The following is an 18,410-nucleotide window of genomic DNA, read 5'->3' as shown; positions in this document are numbered from 1 at the left end:
GCCTATTTCGATATGACCGTTTTCCTCTCAAAATAAGTATGAAGACGATACTCACAAATCTCTTTCGTCCATTCAAATAAAAGATGCTCATCTTCTTTTTGAATATCCATGTTTATAGAAAACACACTTCCATCAAAAGATAACAATCCTTTTGAACTACCGCTCCATTTCGTCATCGGCATTGTTGCAATTAATTTACTAACCTTTTCTGCATCATATTCCCACATACGTTGCGCTTGTTTATCACTAAAATCAATACGCTTGCGATATTCTTTCTCCATTAAGTAATGATGGAAAAATGGTGCAACTTCTTTTGGCGATATCGGATGGTACCATTTCTCTTTTCCACGTTGTAACATTGTTGATAGCAGCAACATTTTATAACTTTTAGCCATTCCTGTTTTCTCTACTTCTTGTAACCACGCTTCATAACGTATAAACACTTCTTTTTCTTGTGCTGTTAATTCATTAGCCCACGCTAAAAAGCCAACATAAGATTTAAATTCTTGGCGATACTCTTTACTCTCTTCTGTACCAAGCTTATGCAATTCTAAATATGTTGGTCTACGCCCTAATTCCATTTTTACCGTTTGATAACTATGTAATAACTTTTCTTTTCGCGGCATTCTCTTTTTGACAAGTTCATCTAATAGCTGTTTTGCTTCTAGCTCAAACTCTATGACACAACCCTCTGGCAAAATAGGTTGAGTTCCATCTTTTTTCGCTAATCCTTCTACACGAAGCATCTGCATTTTCACATCCGCATTTCGATAATTAGCAATTAGATCGATAACCACACAATGCTCTTTTTGTTCATGCAACCTTAATCCACGTCCAATTTGCTGTGTGAAAATTGTTAACGATTCTGTTGGGCGTACAAATAGTAATGTATCAACAGACGGAATGTCTACACCTTCATTAAACAAATCAACCGTGAAAATTGCATCTAGCGTGTTACGGTCCAGCCTCTTAATCGCATCTTCTCTTGAAATATCCTTCGTTTCAGAGTGAAGCGAAATAGTATTGTAACCGTTTTGATTAAAATATGTAGATAGAAAGACTGCTTGCCTAATGCTAGAACAAAATACAATTGTTCTCGTTTTCTTATACTTCTTCCATGCTTCTAAAATCTTGTCAGCTAACTCTTCTTTTAACTGTACCTCGGCTAACTCTTCACGATCATACTTATTTCCAATCCAGCGCACTTGGGAATAGTCCGTATCATCATACACACCATAATAGTGAAACGGAGATAACCAGCCACGCTGAATCGCTTCCATAAAATCAATGCGATACGCAACGTTTCCATCACAAATCGAATAAATATCACGGAAATCATTACGATCTGGCGTAGCTGTTATCCCAAGTAAAAAGTTGGGATTAAAATAATCTAGCACCTTTTGATAACTATTTGCTGCCGCATGGTGGAATTCATCCACAATAATGAGATCAAAATCATCTGGAGAAAAGTTTTCTAAATGACGCTTTCTACTCAATGTTTGAATAGACGCAAAAACAACATCCTTCTCTCCTTCTTTTCTCTTACCATTATAAATTCCTGTTGTCTTATCACGTATCACACGTTGAAAAGATTGCTCTGCTTGGTTCAATATTTCTTCTAAATGTGCAACAAATAGCACTCTTTTAAAACGTTTAGCGAAAAAAGCAGCTAAATACGTTTTTCCAAGCCCTGTTGCCATAACAATCATCGCTTTGTTATACCCCTCTTCAAGCGTATTTTCTAATTGCTCTAAAGCAGGAACTTGCGCAAAACGTGGTGCAATTTTCGTTTCATATGGCGCAGTTGGCTCGACCTCGATTTGTGCCCCTGATTTTATCTCATATCCCTCTTGCCCAGAAGGAATCATCATCTCAATCTCTTCTTGCTTTGTCCATGTTCGAACTAAGTTAGAATGTGTTTGATGGAACTCTTCATATTCTTGGCGATATTGTTTAATTGTTTCTAAATTAACGGATTGAGTAGCCTCATTCATATGAATATGTAAAAATTGATTAATTGCTTCTGAAAAAGCTTCTTTTCCAACACTCTCTTTCACAAGCAAACTCCATTCCACACCACTTGTTAATGCTGAGCGAGACATATTAGAAGAACCAACAATCATCACTCCATCACTTTCATGCTCGAACAAATAAGCTTTCGGATGAAACGACTTCCCTGCACTCTTCCACAAACGAATCTCGATATTCGGATGGATATGATAAAGCTTTTCCAAAGCATCAGGCTGTGTAATATATAAATAATCTCCTGTACAAACCTTAATATCCACATTCTTTTCTGCTGCTTTTTGCAACGCTTCAGTTAATACTTCAACACCAGATTTCATCACAAATGACGTCAAAATGTAGATCGCCTTAGCATCTTCCATATAACGCTCTAACTTTTGAATCAAATTGTTTGTAACAAGCTGAACATTAGTCATCATGTACCTCAACTAAAAAGATTCTCTCCCTAAAACCACCGCGCTTTTCCGCTTTTTGTTTACGCACTTTCTCCACGTCTTCAAGCGTTACACCCTCATGCTGCGCTAACGCATTTACAAGCTCTAATAAATCCGCTAACTCCTCTACTTTATGCTCTTTACTCTCCGCCTCCACATACTCCGCTAACTCTTCTTGCGTTTTTTTACACACTTCTTCTATGTATTCTTGTTCATCAAGCATTCTTGTTGTGAATGTTTTTCCATTATTTCCGATAATTTCTGGAATGCGATCGCGTACTAGTTTATTGTAGATTGGCATTTGAATTCCTCCAAGTTACTTTTTCTTTCATTTCTTATTATTTTTTAAATTATTATATATAGATATAAACGCACAAAACCTTATTATTTCTATAACGCTATGTCACAGTGAATCTCATTTCAAGTGTACAACCCAATTTGTTTTTTGAATAATGTGATATTAAACACTTTAAACGTATAGAGAGCATTTAACTTATCACAAAACACTGTAATTTTCTCCCCTAAGCTTATAGTATTCATCTAATTCAAAAAACTTAAACTAATGACTCTTCTATTTTATTTTGTACCTCATCTAATGTTTCATCATACTTAGCTTCGCCTACTGCACTACGTAAATCATCATCGAAACGGTTCATGACTAGCAATATGGATAGTGGATGAAACTTATTTATTAACTCATTAGTATTCATCATTTCTATAAATTCTGACAAAAATACAGATATCACGGGTTTGTGTACACGCATCTTCTTCTTCTCATGCATAGAATTCTTTATAACTATTTTTAAATCTTTACTCAAACCATCTTTATTATTTAAATTATTTATTGCATTCACAATACCTGTTATCAGTGCCAACTCTATTCTTACATCGTCTATAAAACGAAGATTACTATAAAGAGAGTCCTTAAATATCTGTTGATAATATTGTTCAGTTTCTCTGTCATTAAATAATTCAGTTCTGTTTTCGAAACACACCTGAAAAAAGTCGAAACTATTAAAACCACTTTGTACAAAAAAATTTTTAGCCATCTCATCTGCTTTTTCCAAAGCTTTCACATTCATAAAAAATACTGTACACTTCTCACGTACGTATTGCCAATGTGGAGAACCTATGATACTACTTTGTGCGTCATCGGAATATTTATTAGCAAAAATAATAAACCCTGTATTTCGATATGCATGTTCTTTTGAAAAAAAATTCTCTAAAAAATCCTCATAGTAATTTACTTGCATTGGTATCTCTGACTTATGACGATAATCTTCCCCTTTAAAAGACTTACAATCATAAAACATGACAGGAAATGGATTGCTTTTCCCTTCGCTTATGACGCCATCTGGAATTCCAAACCCTGTGTATTTACTACCAAAGGGCATTGCAATTTGAAATAATTGACGAATAACATTATATACTTGCCTTTCAAATTCTGTTCCTTGTGCAGTTGTAGCAGCATGTTTCAGTGCTGACATAACAATTTCCGTATCCTTGCTTGCACCCGCACTTAAAATACCCTTAGTTAGTAATAAAACCTGATCTTGTTCACTGTAAATATGATTGAATGTTGACTCTAATGACTCTTCCCAAGACGCTAAAAACACACCCATATTATTTAATATTTGCTTTTGAGGTTCTTCGTAACTTAAAAATTCATTAACAATTAGTAAAATATAGTCTTGTGGAAAATGTGTTCGAAGTTCCATAATGTTTCTAATACTATTCACTTTTTCGTTTCCTAATCCAAACATTATCAACCATTTATCTTCTTTGTAGCTTGTTGAACCAATAGAAGAGAAGCTTTTCCATGAACCTTCTCTTCTTTCAATCTTCCATTCTTTTTGCAATTCGCACAAAAATTCATCTAACTTAAATCTATATTTAAAACGTTGTTCATCCGTAATATCAATTATTTCATGCGTATTCGGACAAACCACAAAATCATCATCTTCATCAAACGCAAGATGACACAAATCCTCACAGATAGGACATGTTGTACTTGTCATTGTTAAAGCAATAAACCATTTATCCCTTAAGCTACTCTCTATCAAATCATACTCTTTATGATCCATGATATAATGAACATTTTTATCCAAATACGTCAATACTTTTTTTAATAGCTCTTTCTCTTTAACTTCCAATCTCTATCCCCCAGTTCTGAAGACATTTATGAACAATTTCTGTATAACGTGGGTCAAAATGAATTTTACTATTGCTTGAAATTTTTACTTTTAACGTTTTTATTTTATCTTGTTGTTCACCGTCTTTTATTTTGATTTGGATAACTACACTTTCCCTAGGCTGAGCTTTTAATTGAACATGCTCATTAGATAAAAGCTCCAATGTCTCCTCTACATCTTTTGACTTTACAACTAATACTACCTCATTATCTTCTAAATTAAACTTTAACGTTTCTTCTATAATGTTAGCTGATAAAACCTTGTCTTGTAGTTCCTCGTCAATACGTATTGAAAAATCATCATTCTTCACATCATCCAATTTATATATCTGATAACTATCACCTTTAAAATGATTATTATCTTTAAAGAAAACTTGTCCAAATGATTCCAACATCGCATTTCTAATTTTATTGGATGTGCCATATCTTAATGAAATACGATTTTCTTTAATGTTATATTTTGCTGACGCCCTTGTTGTCGGCTTAACATTAATGGTTGCAATCGTTTTCCCTGATTTAATAGTAGTAAATGTTCTTGTTCTAGTTTCAAAATGCGCAGTCATAATAATATCATCATTGACTTTCTCCAAATTGATAATGTAGTTTCTTCCTGCTTCAACCAGATTTCCCATTGCCGTTTCTATATCCCTTTTATCTTGTTCATCAAATTCTAGAGTTTTTTCAATCATTTTCCCTCGTAATACTTCATATTGCTTTTCTTTATTTACACTTGCTATCACACACATTTTATTAAATTTTTCCAAAGGTAAACTACAATAACATTTTGTAACAATAAGCTTTAACGGTTCATCGAAATGCATATCTATTTTATATTTTTCTGCTAAATTTATAAACGTTTCTTCATGAACCATGGAGGAATATTGTTTAACATTTACCAAATCTTCAATAATTGATTTTTTCTCTGGTAAGTTCTCTATTAATGCGGCAATTTGAAATATTGTTTGGCTTAACAAATTTCCTTGCCCATATTTATTTTCTAATAAAAAAATACTTGCTTCTTTTTTAACTGACCTTACTAAGGATCTTAAATTTTCTATTTCTTCTGTCACTATTTCTTCTTGTAGTCTTTCAATTCCCATTTTGCCCTCCTGATGTAATATAGTTCTTTGTAAATATCTTATTTGAATTATACCAATCAATCCCAATATTTTTCCACTTAAAACATACTAAGATTAGCAGACGTGAAGAATAGGTCAGGACAGCCCTAGAGCCTCGAATTCGCACAAAAAACAGGAAGTATGCTTATGCAAAGTGTAATTGCTTTCGATGTCAGTATATGGAAAAGTTATATGGTTATTTATAGCTCAGCGCAATCTTGCATTTTTGAGGGGGAAATCCTACATAATCAAACACATCTCCAAAAGTTATATGAACAGATCGTTACTTTGGTACGAAGTGATGGTGATGGTCAAGCTCCAGCCATCGTATTTGAAGCGACGAGGGTATATTCTAGGCAATTAGAGCGGTTTATGAATGATTATGGTTTTCATACTGTCTATTAAATCCACTCGAGTCGAAGCTTTAAACAATTTCTATGCGCATGCATAAAACGGTTAAGAGTAATACCCACCGTTTGGCCCAAACTCACTTCACCACCAAATGAAGAATTGAAGGTGATTTGAAGCCGAATGCATAGGCTACTACAGCTGACTTTTCCAGAGCTGGAATCGCTTTTCACACAAAAGTCCGAGCTATTTTTAGATATTTTACAGCTATTTCCTCATGCGGATTGTGTCAAACATCTCTCTAAAACCGTTATTCGAAATCGACTACTCGTCAATACAGATAAAAAATTAGCTCCTAAAACAACAATTCAGTTAATAGAAGCTACACAAGAGTCCTATCCAGTTGTTGATAAAAATGCTATTCAGTGTGAACAATTAAAAGATTATGCGAAAAGATACCTAGCTATTTTGAGACAATGACAAACATGAATTGGAAGGATGGTTAAGCTTTCAGAAGGCGAAACGAATATCAAATATTAATAAGCATCCTTACATAGGTGAAAATCCAGCCGTTCGTTTGATCGGAGAAATGGGTGATATAAGCCGATTTGATAATCATAAGCAATTGAATGTTTACGCAGGCATTGATATAAGCCGTTTTCAATCGGGCACGTTATTTTACAGGGATAAAATCAAAAAGCGTGGCCATCGTCATTTACGCAAAATACTGTGTTTTACAATACAAAATATGATTCGCCAACGACGATTTGGAAACAATCATTTCGTAGATTACTATGATAAATTAAAAATGCAACCTTATAACAAATGTCATAAAGTTGCATCCATCGCATGTGTGAATAAGGTATTGAAAGTGGCTTTTCATCTTATTACACACAACATATCTTATGATTACGAAACCGCTTCAACACATTCGTAATCATGTGAAACTAGTATATCATAATAGACCTTGCGAAAAAAGAAAATCATCAGATCTATTTGTCATGCGGAAATTTGAAATTGGAGGAGGGAGGTACCCCCTCCTCCAATTTCAAATTCTGATAGTTTTCTTCTACATGTTTACCAACACGAAGTTCAGCTCCCATGTCCTTCAAGATACGAGGGTAATTAAAACGTCCATCCTTAATACAGCGAACGATCACGAATGCATCTTTGCGATCATTTTTAATTAGTAGATTGTCATCTAATTCTTTTGACCGTTTGATCTGCATAGGATTTGCTATAACCAAAGGAATACCGCGTTCTTCATGAAAATCAGCGGGATTAAATCAGTAATGGCCAGTAAACTTCTGTTTTTTCATAACCGTTAGGAGACGTTGATAGAACAACTCAAAACCTTCAAGAGATTGAGAAACTGAAAATGATTTTTGGAGCATTCGTTCACGATCATCTACAAAGCAAGCGAAATGTGACCGCTTCGCAATACCGATTCCTCCAACAAGCATTTTCTCAGTGACTTGATTTATTTTCTGGTTTTGTTTAAAATTCATATGGAGTCCTCCTTGGTTAACAAATTGGATGTCAATTCTGCAGATTTGACACCCCGCATCATACCAAGAGGGGCCTTTTTGTTCAAGTCTCCGAAAAATCTTCTAACAGGAATGCTCCTTCTTTAGATAAGTTATTCGACCAAGATGTCATCAAAATTACAGAAGTTCTTGCCCTGTTATCAACAGAAGAGAGTGTAGCCTCAACATTAGAAAATGAAAAAAACTTATTCTAACCTTAAAAGGATACTTCGTAGTAATGAAGGATATCCCTGCAATAGACATTAGCAATCAACAAGTACTAGAGAGCGTATATTGGATTCCATCAAGAAACAGGAGGAACAGTAATGGCAGAACGAAAAGTATGGTTTATTACTCGCCCAGAGAGAGACCCAAAATTTCATGCATTAGCACTTAGTGCACTCCAAGAAGCAACAAACGATTTTCAAAATCCTTGGAAAGGAAATCGAGAACTTCATAAAAAATATGAAGAAGTATTAGGCAATAAAGGACTAAAAGCACCTACTATTAGTAATGATGGTTCAGGTGGGCGCACATGGGTAGCTATGTTAAAAACATTCGCTTATGTATACATAAATGAAAATGGATATTTAGTACCTACTAAAGTAGGTAAAGCATTACTCAATCGAAAAAATGTATTTGAAAATATATCTAAGCAAATTCTTACGTTACAAATCCCAAATGCTTATTTTATGGAATCAGGTTTCAGACCAAAATTTTGCTCCCATTTTAAAATTCGGCCGGCTCGATTCCTGATTAAGTTAACCAACCAAATTGCCTTAGACTATTATGTAACAAAGGAAGAAATAACATATTTTGTACTAACCGCATCGAACGACAATCAATTAGATGTGGTTACACAGCGTATTCTTCAATTTCGCAAGGCAAATGCACACGAAAAAAGAAATATAAAGATCAATATTGCTGAGCAATATGAACATCGCAGTCGTTCTGACAGCGCTGCTCGTGATTTTGAAGTTTCTCATTCAGATGTAGCGCATACATTTATGCTACTTTGCGACTACACGAGATTAGTAGAATACATTCGTGGAGAATGTTTACGTACGAATCCTTCAAATGCTATAGAAGCAGCAAATAAAATAAAGGAATACGATAATCGTTATCCTTTTAACAACCGTTATCAATTCTCTTTAGAAAGAATGGCAGAAAATAATGGATTGGATATAGAGAGCTACAAAGCAACACGTTTTCATGATAAAAAACCTGCTACAAACAGAGGAAAACGCACACTCCTTATTCAAGAAGCTTTATCAGAACTATCTGTTCTATCCGAGAATAATAAAGACAGAGCAATAGAATTACTTGAAGTGGCAGGATTTAATCCAAATGATGCTTTATCAATTATTGAAGAAAAATTAGAAGAACAAGGTTACTCCTTCTCAAACGAAGACTTTTATGAAGCATATCTATCTGAAGAAGATAACCATGCATTTGAAGATAAGACTGGAGAGATTTTAAAAGAATTAGGATTTCAAGTCATCATGCGTCCAAAATCTACAACAGGTGACCAAACAGAAATTGAAATTATTTTATTATATGGACAAGATGGATTGGGGTTAATCGATGCTAAAAATTACCGCAGTAGTAAATTCTCTCTCCCATCAAATCTGGCTTCTCATATGGCAAGTGAATACATCCCAAACTATGAAGGTTACGCAGGTAGAAATGTAGGCTTTTTCGGTTACATTGCCGCTGACCAAATTGGTGGAGAGAAAAACTTGAAGAAAATTACCGAGAAAACAAAAAATCACATTGCTGGTCGGGAAGTAAAAGGATTCATCATGAACGCCAAAACTTTATTAGGATTTTTAGATTATTGCATGGAAAAGAATCTATCAAAAGAAGAACGAGTATCATTATTTTTACGTGCAGTTAACAATAAAGGATATACTACATTTTCAGCATTACATCGAGCAATCACTCTAGACTAATAGAAGAAGAGGTCGTTCCTTTTAAAAGAAGAACCTCTTCTTTTATTATATTTATACAAGCACTGGCACTTCTTGTTGCCCTAATAACACATTTATATCCCATTTCGGTTGCGTATATTCATACTCGATACTAGCCATTGTCTTTAATACAGATTCTACAATGACTTTCGCCGCTTTTGGAGGTACAGCCATTCCGATTTGCTGACGAACTTTCTCTTTTCCACCTGAGAATACGAAATCATCTGGGAATGTCTGTATTCTAGCTCGTTCACGATTTGTTAATGCACGAGGCTCATCCCAATGATAGCCATGAGTACCTCCTCCTCCGCTTCCTGTAATCGTATAAGAAGGTAAATGAGGATGTAATCGCTTATAAATCTGGCTTAATCTTGCACCTCTTACATTTAAACGAAGATGTTCTGGAATTCCCTCATACCAAGCATTTTCACCCGGTGGAATATGATTTAGCATATCAATTACCCTCTGCTGATGTCTTGTAAATTCATGATTCGGAGCATCTTCTGGAATATCTTCTAACGCTTGTGAAGCTGTAACATATGGATGTTCTCTACCTGGACCATGAGTTGGTGCAGGTACTCGATATTCAACATTCATATCATTTCTAATTCCAACAATAATGATACGATGTCTTGCTTGTGGAACACCATATTCTTCAAATTTATATAAGTGTGGTGTAATTGTATACCCAGCCTCTTGCATTTCACGTAAGATTTGAACAAATGCACCACCATCATTTGCACTTTGTAATCCGCTAACATTTTCGGCAATAAACCATTGTGGTTGATGATGTATTAATACACGGATACCGTAGCTATACAGCGGACCATAGTCACCCTCTATTCCTCTTTGTTCTCCTACGATACTAAAATCATTACATGGAAAACCAAAAACGAATGCGTCAATTGGTCCTAATCGTGTATCTCTTTCTATATCTAATGTACGAACATCTTGAACAATCACTGTATCAGGAGCTGCTGGGCATATGTTATTTATATATGTTGCAGCTGCATCTGGGCAAATTTCATTCGACCAAGTATGTTCCACTCGATATTCTTCTCCATTTGCATCTAAAACTCTTGCCATACGAGCGCCAGCTGCGAAACCACCAGGACCATTAAAAAACTCACCCTTGCGATAAATCGGCATCTTTCTTTCCTCCTATACAGAATTTGATACGTATCTTCTTGTATATTTTATTGTATCCCATTCCATTTTCTTTTAACAACTAACAAAAAAACCTTTTCAGTCATACAAAATAGGGTGTTATTCCATCCATTTGAAAACAAAAAAAGACAAAAAAAGCGCTTTTGACATAAATCACGACTTTTTTGTCAGTTATATATCCTTGTTAATACTAATGCAAATTTACTAAGATATCAACATTTAAGTATCTATACAACGTTAATAAAAGAAATATTTATATAATGAAGCAATCAAATAAATTAGCACTCTCCTCATTTCAGTCACAAATAGAATGCTTACCACACTCATAAATGTTATAATAAAAAAAATTAGTTATACGTTGATAAGGTGTTGAAAATATGGAACTCATCAAAAAATTAGGAGAACGCATTCGCCTTTTAAGAAAAGAACAAAATTTAAGCCAAGAGCGGTTAGGAGAATTATCAAATATACATACTAACCACATAGGTGCTATTGAACGTGGCGAAAAAAACGTTACAATAGAAAGCTTAGCAAAAATAACAAATGGATTAGGTATTACTTTAGAAGAGCTTTTTCGAGATCTTTAATCGATAGATAAACAGGATAATCTAAATCCAACGGATAGAATTAACACTCACTTCACTTGTAAATACTTCCCATTCCAAAAAATAACATTAAAAATCTCTTTCTGTCAAAATACATAAATAGGGTGTCTGCTATTTCATCCACATATGTTTTCTCACGATTAACAATACTTTTTCCATCTAACAGATAAGCATATATTTCATCAAAATACTTTTCTATGTTTCCTAAAAAATTCATTCAAAAAAATAAGCAATGCCTCACTGTTGTTAAGCATCCTTTAAACTTGTTCAATGAGTTCTTGCATTTTATTAACAATGTTAACAATCATAATTCCAATTACATCATACGGGATATGTTCTCTATCATCAAATAGTTTTCCCAATGTCTCAACAGTTTTCTTGAATAGATTTTTACATTCTAAGTGTAATATAAAAATCCCTCAATACTCCTCTTCATCATTCTCTCATGAGATTAAATCCATTGCTCTATATGAGCCATTACAAGTAGTTTATATAAAGTTTAAATTAGGCGAAACCATCTTGTTTATTGCAAAATGAAAGTGGTTCTTCTACACTTTTGGTGAGTTGCTCTTTTGTGTGCTACATTGATATAATAAATGAAATGGAGTGAACCATGATGTACTCTTTTTCTTTCGTTTTCATTCACATTATATAAAACGGTATATACGATGAACGGAACTACTACTCAACAGAAGGTTTGACTATGGGAACATGAGATTTTACTTTTGAGTATTTATACAAAACTCTCTAAGAGATACGAAATATATCCATAAATCCTCATGTTTGTTTAATGACCATTATTGTTTTTCAATTCTATATATAATAATTCAAAATATACGGGTGATATTTGGATATTTTTTCATAAATATGTGAGTAACCTTTTCTAAGATACTTTGAGCTTCTTCAATTTTAACTCTTCTGTGAAGTGCTTTTTCTAAAAAACACACTATCATTCTGTCAGGTTTGATCCACTTATCATCTCCTGCTAACATATAAAAATAAACTAATAATATTACACCTTTTTTGATCCGTTATACTTTTAATTTCTTTCTCTAAACTTTCATTGCTTCTGTTTTTAATATATCATTTATTGGAGAATCTCTTAGACCAAAGACTTTTCGTTTTACTTTTCATTCCTCATATACTAGGTTGTAGTGTACTTGACGATTTTCCTTCGCTTTTGTACTTTTCTCTTTGAATGGACAACCTGAATAATCTTCACATTCATATATTTTAAAGTCTCTTGTATAATCGTAGAAATCGATACGTTGTGAACATTATTTAAATGTCACTTTTTGGTTATTTGACCGTATATAATAGTCATCGTGTTCCTTATATTCCTAGTTACTTGCGTGTATCTTGAAGTTTTTGCACCGAAACCAAAAAGCACCATCCTTCCTTGTAATTCTAATAGAAAGAATAGCGTTTTTTTCATTTTAATGTGGAATGTGTTTTCTTAGCTTGCTAGCGATATGTACACTTTCCTATTAGAAATCACTCCAATAATGACCTTATAAAACACTCCTTCATCTAAAAGCTTTTTCCCTGCATTCCTAATCTTGTGCTATTCATATTTTCTGTTTGATATTCTTCCTTAAAAAAAGGTCTAGTATATAAGAATTTACTAGGCTGAAGCATATACCCACTACTACTGATTTGACCCCATAAGTTACTAACCCTAAAGCTAGCACGATAAAATTTATATAGCGAATGCCTCGAGCAATACTAAATTCAGGATGTTTTTTGTTTATAGCCAATGCAATAACATCTATCCCAACAGTAGAAGCATTTGATGAAATACAATAGTAGTAACCAACTGCAATAAACAAACTTGCTAATAAAAAATCGACCACTAGATTAACTTGAATATCCCACTGTAACAAATAAAAAAGTGTAAAAAATATATTGAAACAAATACTGCTAATAATGGATTTCAAAAAATTCTCTCTCCCTAAAAATATCCAACAAAAAACTAAAAGTAGTACGGTGACTCCTATCGTCAAATAGAAAATTCGAATACTTGTTACCTTTTCTAATATCATCGCAATACTAGTAACACCACCATTAATAATCCCATTTGGCTTCATCCATTTCGCGTAAGCTAGCCCTAGAAAAATATTGCCTAAAATAATTTTCCCTAATGGTTCTAATTCAGCAAATAAAACTTTCTTCTTAATGATTTCTATCTTCATCTTCATCTCATCTCTTCTCTCCTATTGGTTCTGGTACAAATATATGAAGTATAACCTAGAGAATACTAGATTCCTAACAGACCCTTATTTTATGCTACAGACTCAAACACTCAGTAGATGTACTCTTTCTAATTTTGCAAATCACTTTGTCCCTTTTTCATCCTATGCATAGCTTTCACATCACTCAATATATGCTCGGTCATAAATCACAAAATAGCAAATTACGACTGTAATCCATTTCATATTCAAGCCTTCTCTAAGTATCCATACAATGTTGTTTTGTTGAATCCGTTATTTCAGTAATTTCCTTCATGAGATAGTCTATATTCTTCTGTATTAACACGAGCATAATCAAAAATCAATATCTCCATCTTCTTTAGACTGATTGTCCCTTAATTCTAGCACTAAAAATGTTTCCTGTTGTTAAAAATGAAACTTTGTTTTTTAGAATGAGATTGGGTACCAAGAAAATAGGAACATATGTAAACGATTTCACAACAATCCATAAACGACAGTTTTTATCATTTAATGCGACCGCTTAGGAGCTTGCTGATGAGGCATTATATCAATCATCATGAGCACCTCGCTACGCTGACGCTTTCTATTACGATTATGGCCAGCATTGATCTCTATTCGAGCTTTCAGTATGTAACACTTGTTGCTGGACAGTTGATAGCACTAGGTGTTCAAAGTATCCTCCAACAAATACTCAGTGAACCAGATTTAAAATCTTGGGACTGGCATATTCTTTTTGCATCGAAGCAGTTTTCAAAAATGGATTCTAAAAGCTGTGAAAGCGCTGGAATGATTCGAACTTTGCTGAAACATCCTAAAGTCGGGCTAACGCTCGGTAGAACTGTTGCTTTCTATACTTACACGCCGTTATTTGCAGAAATTCATAGTGAACATTGATAATATCTATTTTAAAATAAAGATTCGTCCTAAAAATCCCCTTAATAAATAAACTGCACCCCAATTATTAGCTATATCTAACAATTGAAGTGCAGTTCAAATAATCACTCTTTTGTTATATCAATTAAAAATGATCAGCATGCGAGTACTGTATGATTTCTTCTTTTTGCAGAGCATGTTGTGTATCACCTTCGTTATTCCACCCAATCGCTAAAGCCATTACCAATCCTAACGTTGCGAATACAAATTTTTTCATCATTTTAATGCTCCTTTACTAATTATTTGTTGTTTCGCTTCGTAACATACATTGAAGTAATCACTAACTTTTTCATGATTATGTAATTTACGAAACGCAACAGCTAACAACTCTCCATATTCTTCAACAAACTCCCATAACCCTTGTTTTTTGAAATAAGAAATGCTTTTTTTCACTTCTTCTTCTACTAGTTCAATAGGTTTGTTTTCATTTAATAAACGTAAAATATTGAAATGGTACACATACTCTTCATTTCCTATTTCATCACAAACTTTCAATCCTTTTTCAATCAGTTCTTGCGCAATATTTGTTTCTTGTAGCTTATAATGTTCACGTGCTTGTAAGAACAATGCTTTAAAATGATTTGGATTTTTTTCTGTAACTTCAGATAAATGACGAATCGCTAATGGAGATAAGTTTTGCATTGCATATAATAATCCTAAATTATGTCTAACTACTAAAATTAGTTTTTCCTCATTCTGTTTTTGTAAAATGTCGATGGATCGATTCAAGTGTTCTTCAGCTTGTTCGAATTGTTTTAAAAATATACAAGCAGTTCCTAATGTATTTTCACAAGACGCCACTTTCACTTCATATCCAGCATGTTTTGCAAAAATTTCTTTTGCTTTATTCGCATATTCAATCGATGTTAACATTTTAGAAGTGTGATGTAATACAGCGAGTTTTTGATTAAATTCAGCATGTTCTAACTCATCAGAAATATATTCTAATAACCTTTCAGCTTCTTCATATTGTCTGCTAGCTTCATTATAATCACTAAACATTAAAGCATGCTCACCTTTGAAAGAGTGATAGTAATAAGCTGTAAGCTTATCGTTTGTTTCATCAATAGAATCAATTACATCGAAACTGTCTTTTCTAATACTTAATCTGTCAGTCAGTAGTTTGTATTTAAAATCTAGCAAAGAATAGTATAATAGTACATTCTGATTTTGTTTTTCTTCTGCATGCTTAATATGTTCTATTTTCTCATCTATTTCTTTTTTTAATTGTGTCGCTTTTATTAATTGCTGCGATAACATCAATTGGTACAAATCATGGAGTTGTTCCATAATTACTTCATGCGCGAAAACACCTGTGCTCATACACTACATCCTCCTCGACACTCTTCTTTTATCTAAATATTACCACAATTATACATATTCCATAGGAAGAATACCTTTGTTGTAAACTGATAAATAACAGATTGAATATTCTGTTATTTGAAAACAAAAGTAACATTTTTATCGTTAATTTTAATATAACACATGATTCAGTTCTTATAGTTATCGATGCTCAAACGAAACTATTCCATCCCTTCCTTTACTTCTTTTAAAAAGGAGAATCTTCTAGATTAAAATGATAAAGCTAGTAAGTGTCTAATTTTACCGATTGTATCTATGTGAGCTTTACGAACAATGGATCGTCATGCATCATGACTGATTGGAAGATGGATGGCACGAGCAACTTTCTCTCCAGCTAAGCAACTTGTAGAAAATGCAATTTTTCGTAAAACTTTTTCTGCACGAAGTGTGCGACGTCCGTTGGGGGCTACCCATTCATATCGTTCTGTAAAAACCTTAATAGAACAACAAGAATTATCACAAAACCACTTGTGTAAAATAAGAAGAATGACGGTTTGATCTGTAATAGGAAGATCTTGTATAAGGCGGGTATAACGACTATGACGACGAGAAGAAATAGAATGACAAGATGGACAGTTTGCGGAAATACGATTACTTTTTACAGTGAAACGAAGATGTCGGTCTTTTGTAGATACATCTATCAATTCGAGAAAAGGATCTGGACTTAACCAAGGGATAGGGTATATCATGGTTCACTCCTTGTCTTTTATTATATCAATGTAGTACACAAAAGAGCAATTCACCAAAAGTGCGTAAGAACCACTTTCATTTTGCACTAAACAACTTGTCCTTCTGTTGAAACTCGTACATAACCAATTACTTTCTCTCCCATATTGAGCCCCTTCCCGTTACAGCAATTAAAGTCCCTGTAACGTTTACCCGTTTTTTGCGGATAACATGTGCATAACGTCCATCCGTTAAAACGTACTTTACGATGACTTCAAAAAGTAACACAACCCTTTATTTTTTCCTCTACTATCGTCGTACACTGTTCACAGCCACTACAGTCTATAAAACAACAATAAAAATTTAACACTTAATGCACTTATAAAATTATAGTGCTCTTTTAAATTTCTACGCTAAAACGCAAAAAAGCACTTGTTGTCTTTAACTGACAATCAAGTGCTTTAAAGTAGCATTAAATTTGTAAGTTTTGTAATAACAGTATGACACCTATTGTATGTCATGACAATTACTACGTTAAAACTTACGAGTTTGTACGAGTTCGTTAGTTTAATATACATTCCATGTGTTTAATGTCATCTCGCCTAAGCTCGTACTTCGTTTTCTATTCTATCGTTGCACACAGTACTCCATGATGGTATAACCATCATGGAGTATATATTTTCAAACACCATATATTTTGCTATCCACTTCAAAAATACATTCTTTTTCATCCATTTTTCTTATGTGCTTTTGTATTTATGATTTTAGAACCATGAGCTTTATCACTCGCTTATGTTGCTTTACTAACACAAGCTCTTAACATATATTTTCAAAATAATAATTATTAAGACCAATTAAACTTCGTCAGACAAAGCATCATCGTAATCCTGTAATTCTTCCATAATTTCTTTTAACCGGTCAATATTATTTATAAATTCGCCGTAAGAAATTTCTTGGTAATCGAAAATTCCTTCACCGTATTCATCGCTATCAAATATTTTTACTTCCGCACCTAACTTCAACAAGTTATCAACTAATCCTTTTAAATTTTCCATATCATCAATATCATTTGCATCTGTTTCGGCAAAAAAATCTTTGTTTTCAATTTTATTTTTTATCTCTGTAATTCCTAAACCAGTGTACTTTCTTAATGGTACTATACATTTACTAAATAAACCATTAGAGCTTATTTTAATTGCCATTTTACTCATCTATTATTCTCCTTTCCATTAAAATTCTTCTAAATAGTTTGGATTAACAGGTCTACCAGGTGCATTTTTACTATAGCTTCCGCCATGCCAACCCTTTAAATGTTCCCTGCCAGTTACAGGATAAATTAATTCTCCTCTATTACATATATGTGGATAATTCATAGCATTGTAAGTATGATGCCCAATTATTGATTTCCCATTGTATTGAGGTTTTTTTCCTTTTAAAATCTCTTGTATCTGTTCATTAGTCCAATCCCTTGTTGTAGATTCTCCATCTAAAATTCTTTTCTTTTCTTGCTTCCAAAATTCATTAACCCCTGCAGCTCTTCTTTTTGAAAATCTTTTATCCCATTGATATCTTTTATATTCTTCTTTTGTTACTGTACGATTTTCAATCTTTTCTTTTATTTTTTTCTGCTGACCCCTACTTAAAGATTTGTATGGTGTAAGTTTTGGTGTTAAATCAAGTTCTGCTTTCAGTACCCTTTGAGCAATAATCTCTTCTCCTGCTGCTACTTTTTTATTCCCCAGAGCTTCACCCGTACCCTTAACTCCCGAACCACCATTCCCCTTCGCAAGTTGATAAGCATCCTCTTTAGCGGTTGCTCGCACTCTTGCAAAGTTTTCTGCTATTTCTCCAACAG

The 18,410-nt window shown here is 33.5% G+C and carries 12 protein-coding genes and 5 pseudogenes; 4 read left to right on the top strand and 13 right to left on the bottom strand.

From position 1 onward, the window contains the following. Positions 1–2: 2 nt before the first annotated feature. The 4 genes from MR059_RS10430 to MR059_RS10415 form a co-directional block, all read right to left on the bottom strand. Positions 3–2,441: a DEAD/DEAH box helicase family protein gene (locus MR059_RS10430; protein WP_011983853.1), complete on the bottom strand. Its 2,439-nt coding sequence runs from the start codon at positions 2,439–2,441 to the stop codon at positions 3–5. Continuing rightward, positions 2,434–2,760: a nucleoside triphosphate pyrophosphohydrolase gene (locus tag MR059_RS10425; protein WP_011983852.1), complete on the bottom strand. Its 327-nt coding sequence runs from the start codon at positions 2,758–2,760 to the stop codon at positions 2,434–2,436. The genes MR059_RS10430 and MR059_RS10425 overlap by 8 nt, the downstream gene beginning before the upstream one ends. 253 nt (positions 2,761–3,013) lie before the next feature. Continuing rightward, on the bottom strand, positions 3,014–4,612 hold the full coding sequence (locus tag MR059_RS10420) for a hypothetical protein (RefSeq protein ID WP_011983851.1): 1,599 nt from the start codon (positions 4,610–4,612) through the stop codon (positions 3,014–3,016). Continuing rightward, positions 4,602–5,750 carry a hypothetical protein gene (locus tag MR059_RS10415; protein ID WP_011983850.1) on the bottom strand — a complete coding sequence of 383 codons (1,149 nt, stop codon included), beginning with the start codon at positions 5,748–5,750 and terminating at the stop codon, positions 4,602–4,604. The genes MR059_RS10420 and MR059_RS10415 overlap by 11 nt, the downstream gene beginning before the upstream one ends. Positions 5,751–5,915: 165 nt before the next feature. Between MR059_RS10415 and MR059_RS10410 the strand changes: the two are divergent. Next, positions 5,916–7,053, top strand: a pseudogene (locus MR059_RS10410) (transposase). Positions 7,054–7,195: 142 nt separating this feature from the next. Here the strand turns inward: MR059_RS10410 and MR059_RS22465 are convergent. After that, positions 7,196–7,624: pseudogene (locus MR059_RS22465) on the bottom strand (IS110 family transposase); the annotation flags it as partial. A 344-nt stretch (positions 7,625–7,968) separates the two neighbouring features. Between MR059_RS22465 and MR059_RS10400 the strand changes: the two are divergent. Beyond that, positions 7,969–9,594 (top strand): AlwI family type II restriction endonuclease, encoded by a 1,626-nt coding sequence (locus tag MR059_RS10400; protein ID WP_011983849.1) that lies wholly within the window; start codon positions 7,969–7,971, stop codon positions 9,592–9,594. Positions 9,595–9,645: 51 nt separating this feature from the next. Here the strand turns inward: MR059_RS10400 and MR059_RS10395 are convergent, their stop codons facing one another. Then, a complete protein-coding gene (locus MR059_RS10395; RefSeq protein WP_011983848.1) occupies positions 9,646–10,761 on the bottom strand; it encodes a DNA cytosine methyltransferase in 1,116 nt (371 codons plus the stop codon). Between the two features lie 395 nt (positions 10,762–11,156). Between MR059_RS10395 and MR059_RS10390 the strand changes: the two genes are divergently transcribed. Next, complete coding sequence (locus MR059_RS10390) at positions 11,157–11,366, top strand: helix-turn-helix domain-containing protein (protein ID WP_011983847.1); 210 nt, start codon at positions 11,157–11,159, stop codon at positions 11,364–11,366. A 1,151-nt stretch (positions 11,367–12,517) separates the two neighbouring features. Here the strand turns inward: MR059_RS10390 and MR059_RS10385 are convergent. Together MR059_RS10385 and MR059_RS10380 are read right to left on the bottom strand one after the other, a co-directional pair. Then, positions 12,518–12,715: pseudogene (locus MR059_RS10385) on the bottom strand (transposase); the annotation flags it as partial. 237 nt (positions 12,716–12,952) lie between these two features. Next, positions 12,953–13,582, bottom strand: a complete 630-nt coding sequence (locus MR059_RS10380; protein WP_011983846.1) for a YitT family protein — start codon at positions 13,580–13,582, stop codon at positions 12,953–12,955. Positions 13,583–14,101: 519 nt separating this feature from the next. Here MR059_RS10380 and MR059_RS10375 point away from each other — a divergent pair. After that, positions 14,102–14,483, top strand: a pseudogene (locus tag MR059_RS10375) (alpha-ketoglutarate transporter); the annotation flags it as partial. 129 nt (positions 14,484–14,612) lie between these two features. Here MR059_RS10375 and MR059_RS21800 read toward each other — a convergent pair. From MR059_RS21800 to MR059_RS10355, 5 genes and pseudogenes are all read right to left on the bottom strand, one after another. Beyond that, positions 14,613–14,744: a hypothetical protein gene (locus tag MR059_RS21800; protein WP_269147651.1), complete on the bottom strand. Its 132-nt coding sequence runs from the start codon at positions 14,742–14,744 to the stop codon at positions 14,613–14,615. Beyond that, positions 14,744–15,850, bottom strand: coding sequence for a tetratricopeptide repeat protein (locus MR059_RS10370; protein ID WP_011983844.1), 1,107 nt, complete (start codon positions 15,848–15,850; stop codon positions 14,744–14,746). The genes MR059_RS21800 and MR059_RS10370 overlap by 1 nt, the downstream gene beginning before the upstream one ends. Positions 15,851–16,170: 320 nt before the next feature. Beyond that, positions 16,171–16,578, bottom strand: a complete 408-nt coding sequence (locus MR059_RS10365; RefSeq protein ID WP_011983843.1) for a transposase family protein — start codon at positions 16,576–16,578, stop codon at positions 16,171–16,173. Positions 16,579–17,409: 831 nt separating this feature from the next. Further along, positions 17,410–17,766: a hypothetical protein gene (locus tag MR059_RS10360; RefSeq protein WP_087094559.1), complete on the bottom strand. Its 357-nt coding sequence runs from the start codon at positions 17,764–17,766 to the stop codon at positions 17,410–17,412. Positions 17,767–17,784: 18 nt separating this feature from the next. Beyond that, positions 17,785–18,410 (bottom strand): annotated as a pseudogene (locus MR059_RS10355) (hypothetical protein); the annotation flags it as partial.

This window comes from Bacillus cereus group sp. BfR-BA-01522, assembly GCF_022662635.1.
GTDB classification, from domain to species: domain Bacteria; phylum Bacillota; class Bacilli; order Bacillales; family Bacillaceae_G; genus Bacillus_A; species Bacillus_A cytotoxicus.
The sequence above is the reverse complement of the archived record's forward strand: the minus strand, read 5'-3'. Positions and strand labels throughout refer to the sequence as shown.

Bases quoted from the DNA above. Each gene is read 5' to 3' on its own strand.
- MR059_RS10430 (WP_011983853.1), bottom strand. From the start codon at position 2,441: ATGACTAATGTTCAGCTTGTTACAAACAATTTGATTCAAAAGTTAGAG.
- MR059_RS10425 (WP_011983852.1), bottom strand. From the start codon at position 2,760: ATGCCAATCTACAATAAACTAGTACGCGATCGCATTCCAGAAATTATC.
- MR059_RS10415 (WP_011983850.1), bottom strand. From the start codon at position 5,750: ATGGGAATTGAAAGACTACAAGAAGAAATAGTGACAGAAGAAATAGAA.
- MR059_RS10400 (WP_011983849.1), top strand. From the start codon at position 7,969: ATGGCAGAACGAAAAGTATGGTTTATTACTCGCCCAGAGAGAGACCCA.
- MR059_RS10395 (WP_011983848.1), bottom strand. From the start codon at position 10,761: ATGCCGATTTATCGCAAGGGTGAGTTTTTTAATGGTCCTGGTGGTTTC.
- MR059_RS10390 (WP_011983847.1), top strand. From the start codon at position 11,157: ATGGAACTCATCAAAAAATTAGGAGAACGCATTCGCCTTTTAAGAAAA.
- MR059_RS10380 (WP_011983846.1), bottom strand. From the start codon at position 13,582: ATGAAGATGAAGATAGAAATCATTAAGAAGAAAGTTTTATTTGCTGAA.
- MR059_RS21800 (WP_269147651.1), bottom strand. From the start codon at position 14,744: ATGAAAAAATTTGTATTCGCAACGTTAGGATTGGTAATGGCTTTAGCG.
- MR059_RS10370 (WP_011983844.1), bottom strand. From the start codon at position 15,850: ATGAGCACAGGTGTTTTCGCGCATGAAGTAATTATGGAACAACTCCAT.
- MR059_RS10365 (WP_011983843.1), bottom strand. From the start codon at position 16,578: ATGATATACCCTATCCCTTGGTTAAGTCCAGATCCTTTTCTCGAATTG.
- MR059_RS10360 (WP_087094559.1), bottom strand. From the start codon at position 17,766: ATGAGTAAAATGGCAATTAAAATAAGCTCTAATGGTTTATTTAGTAAA.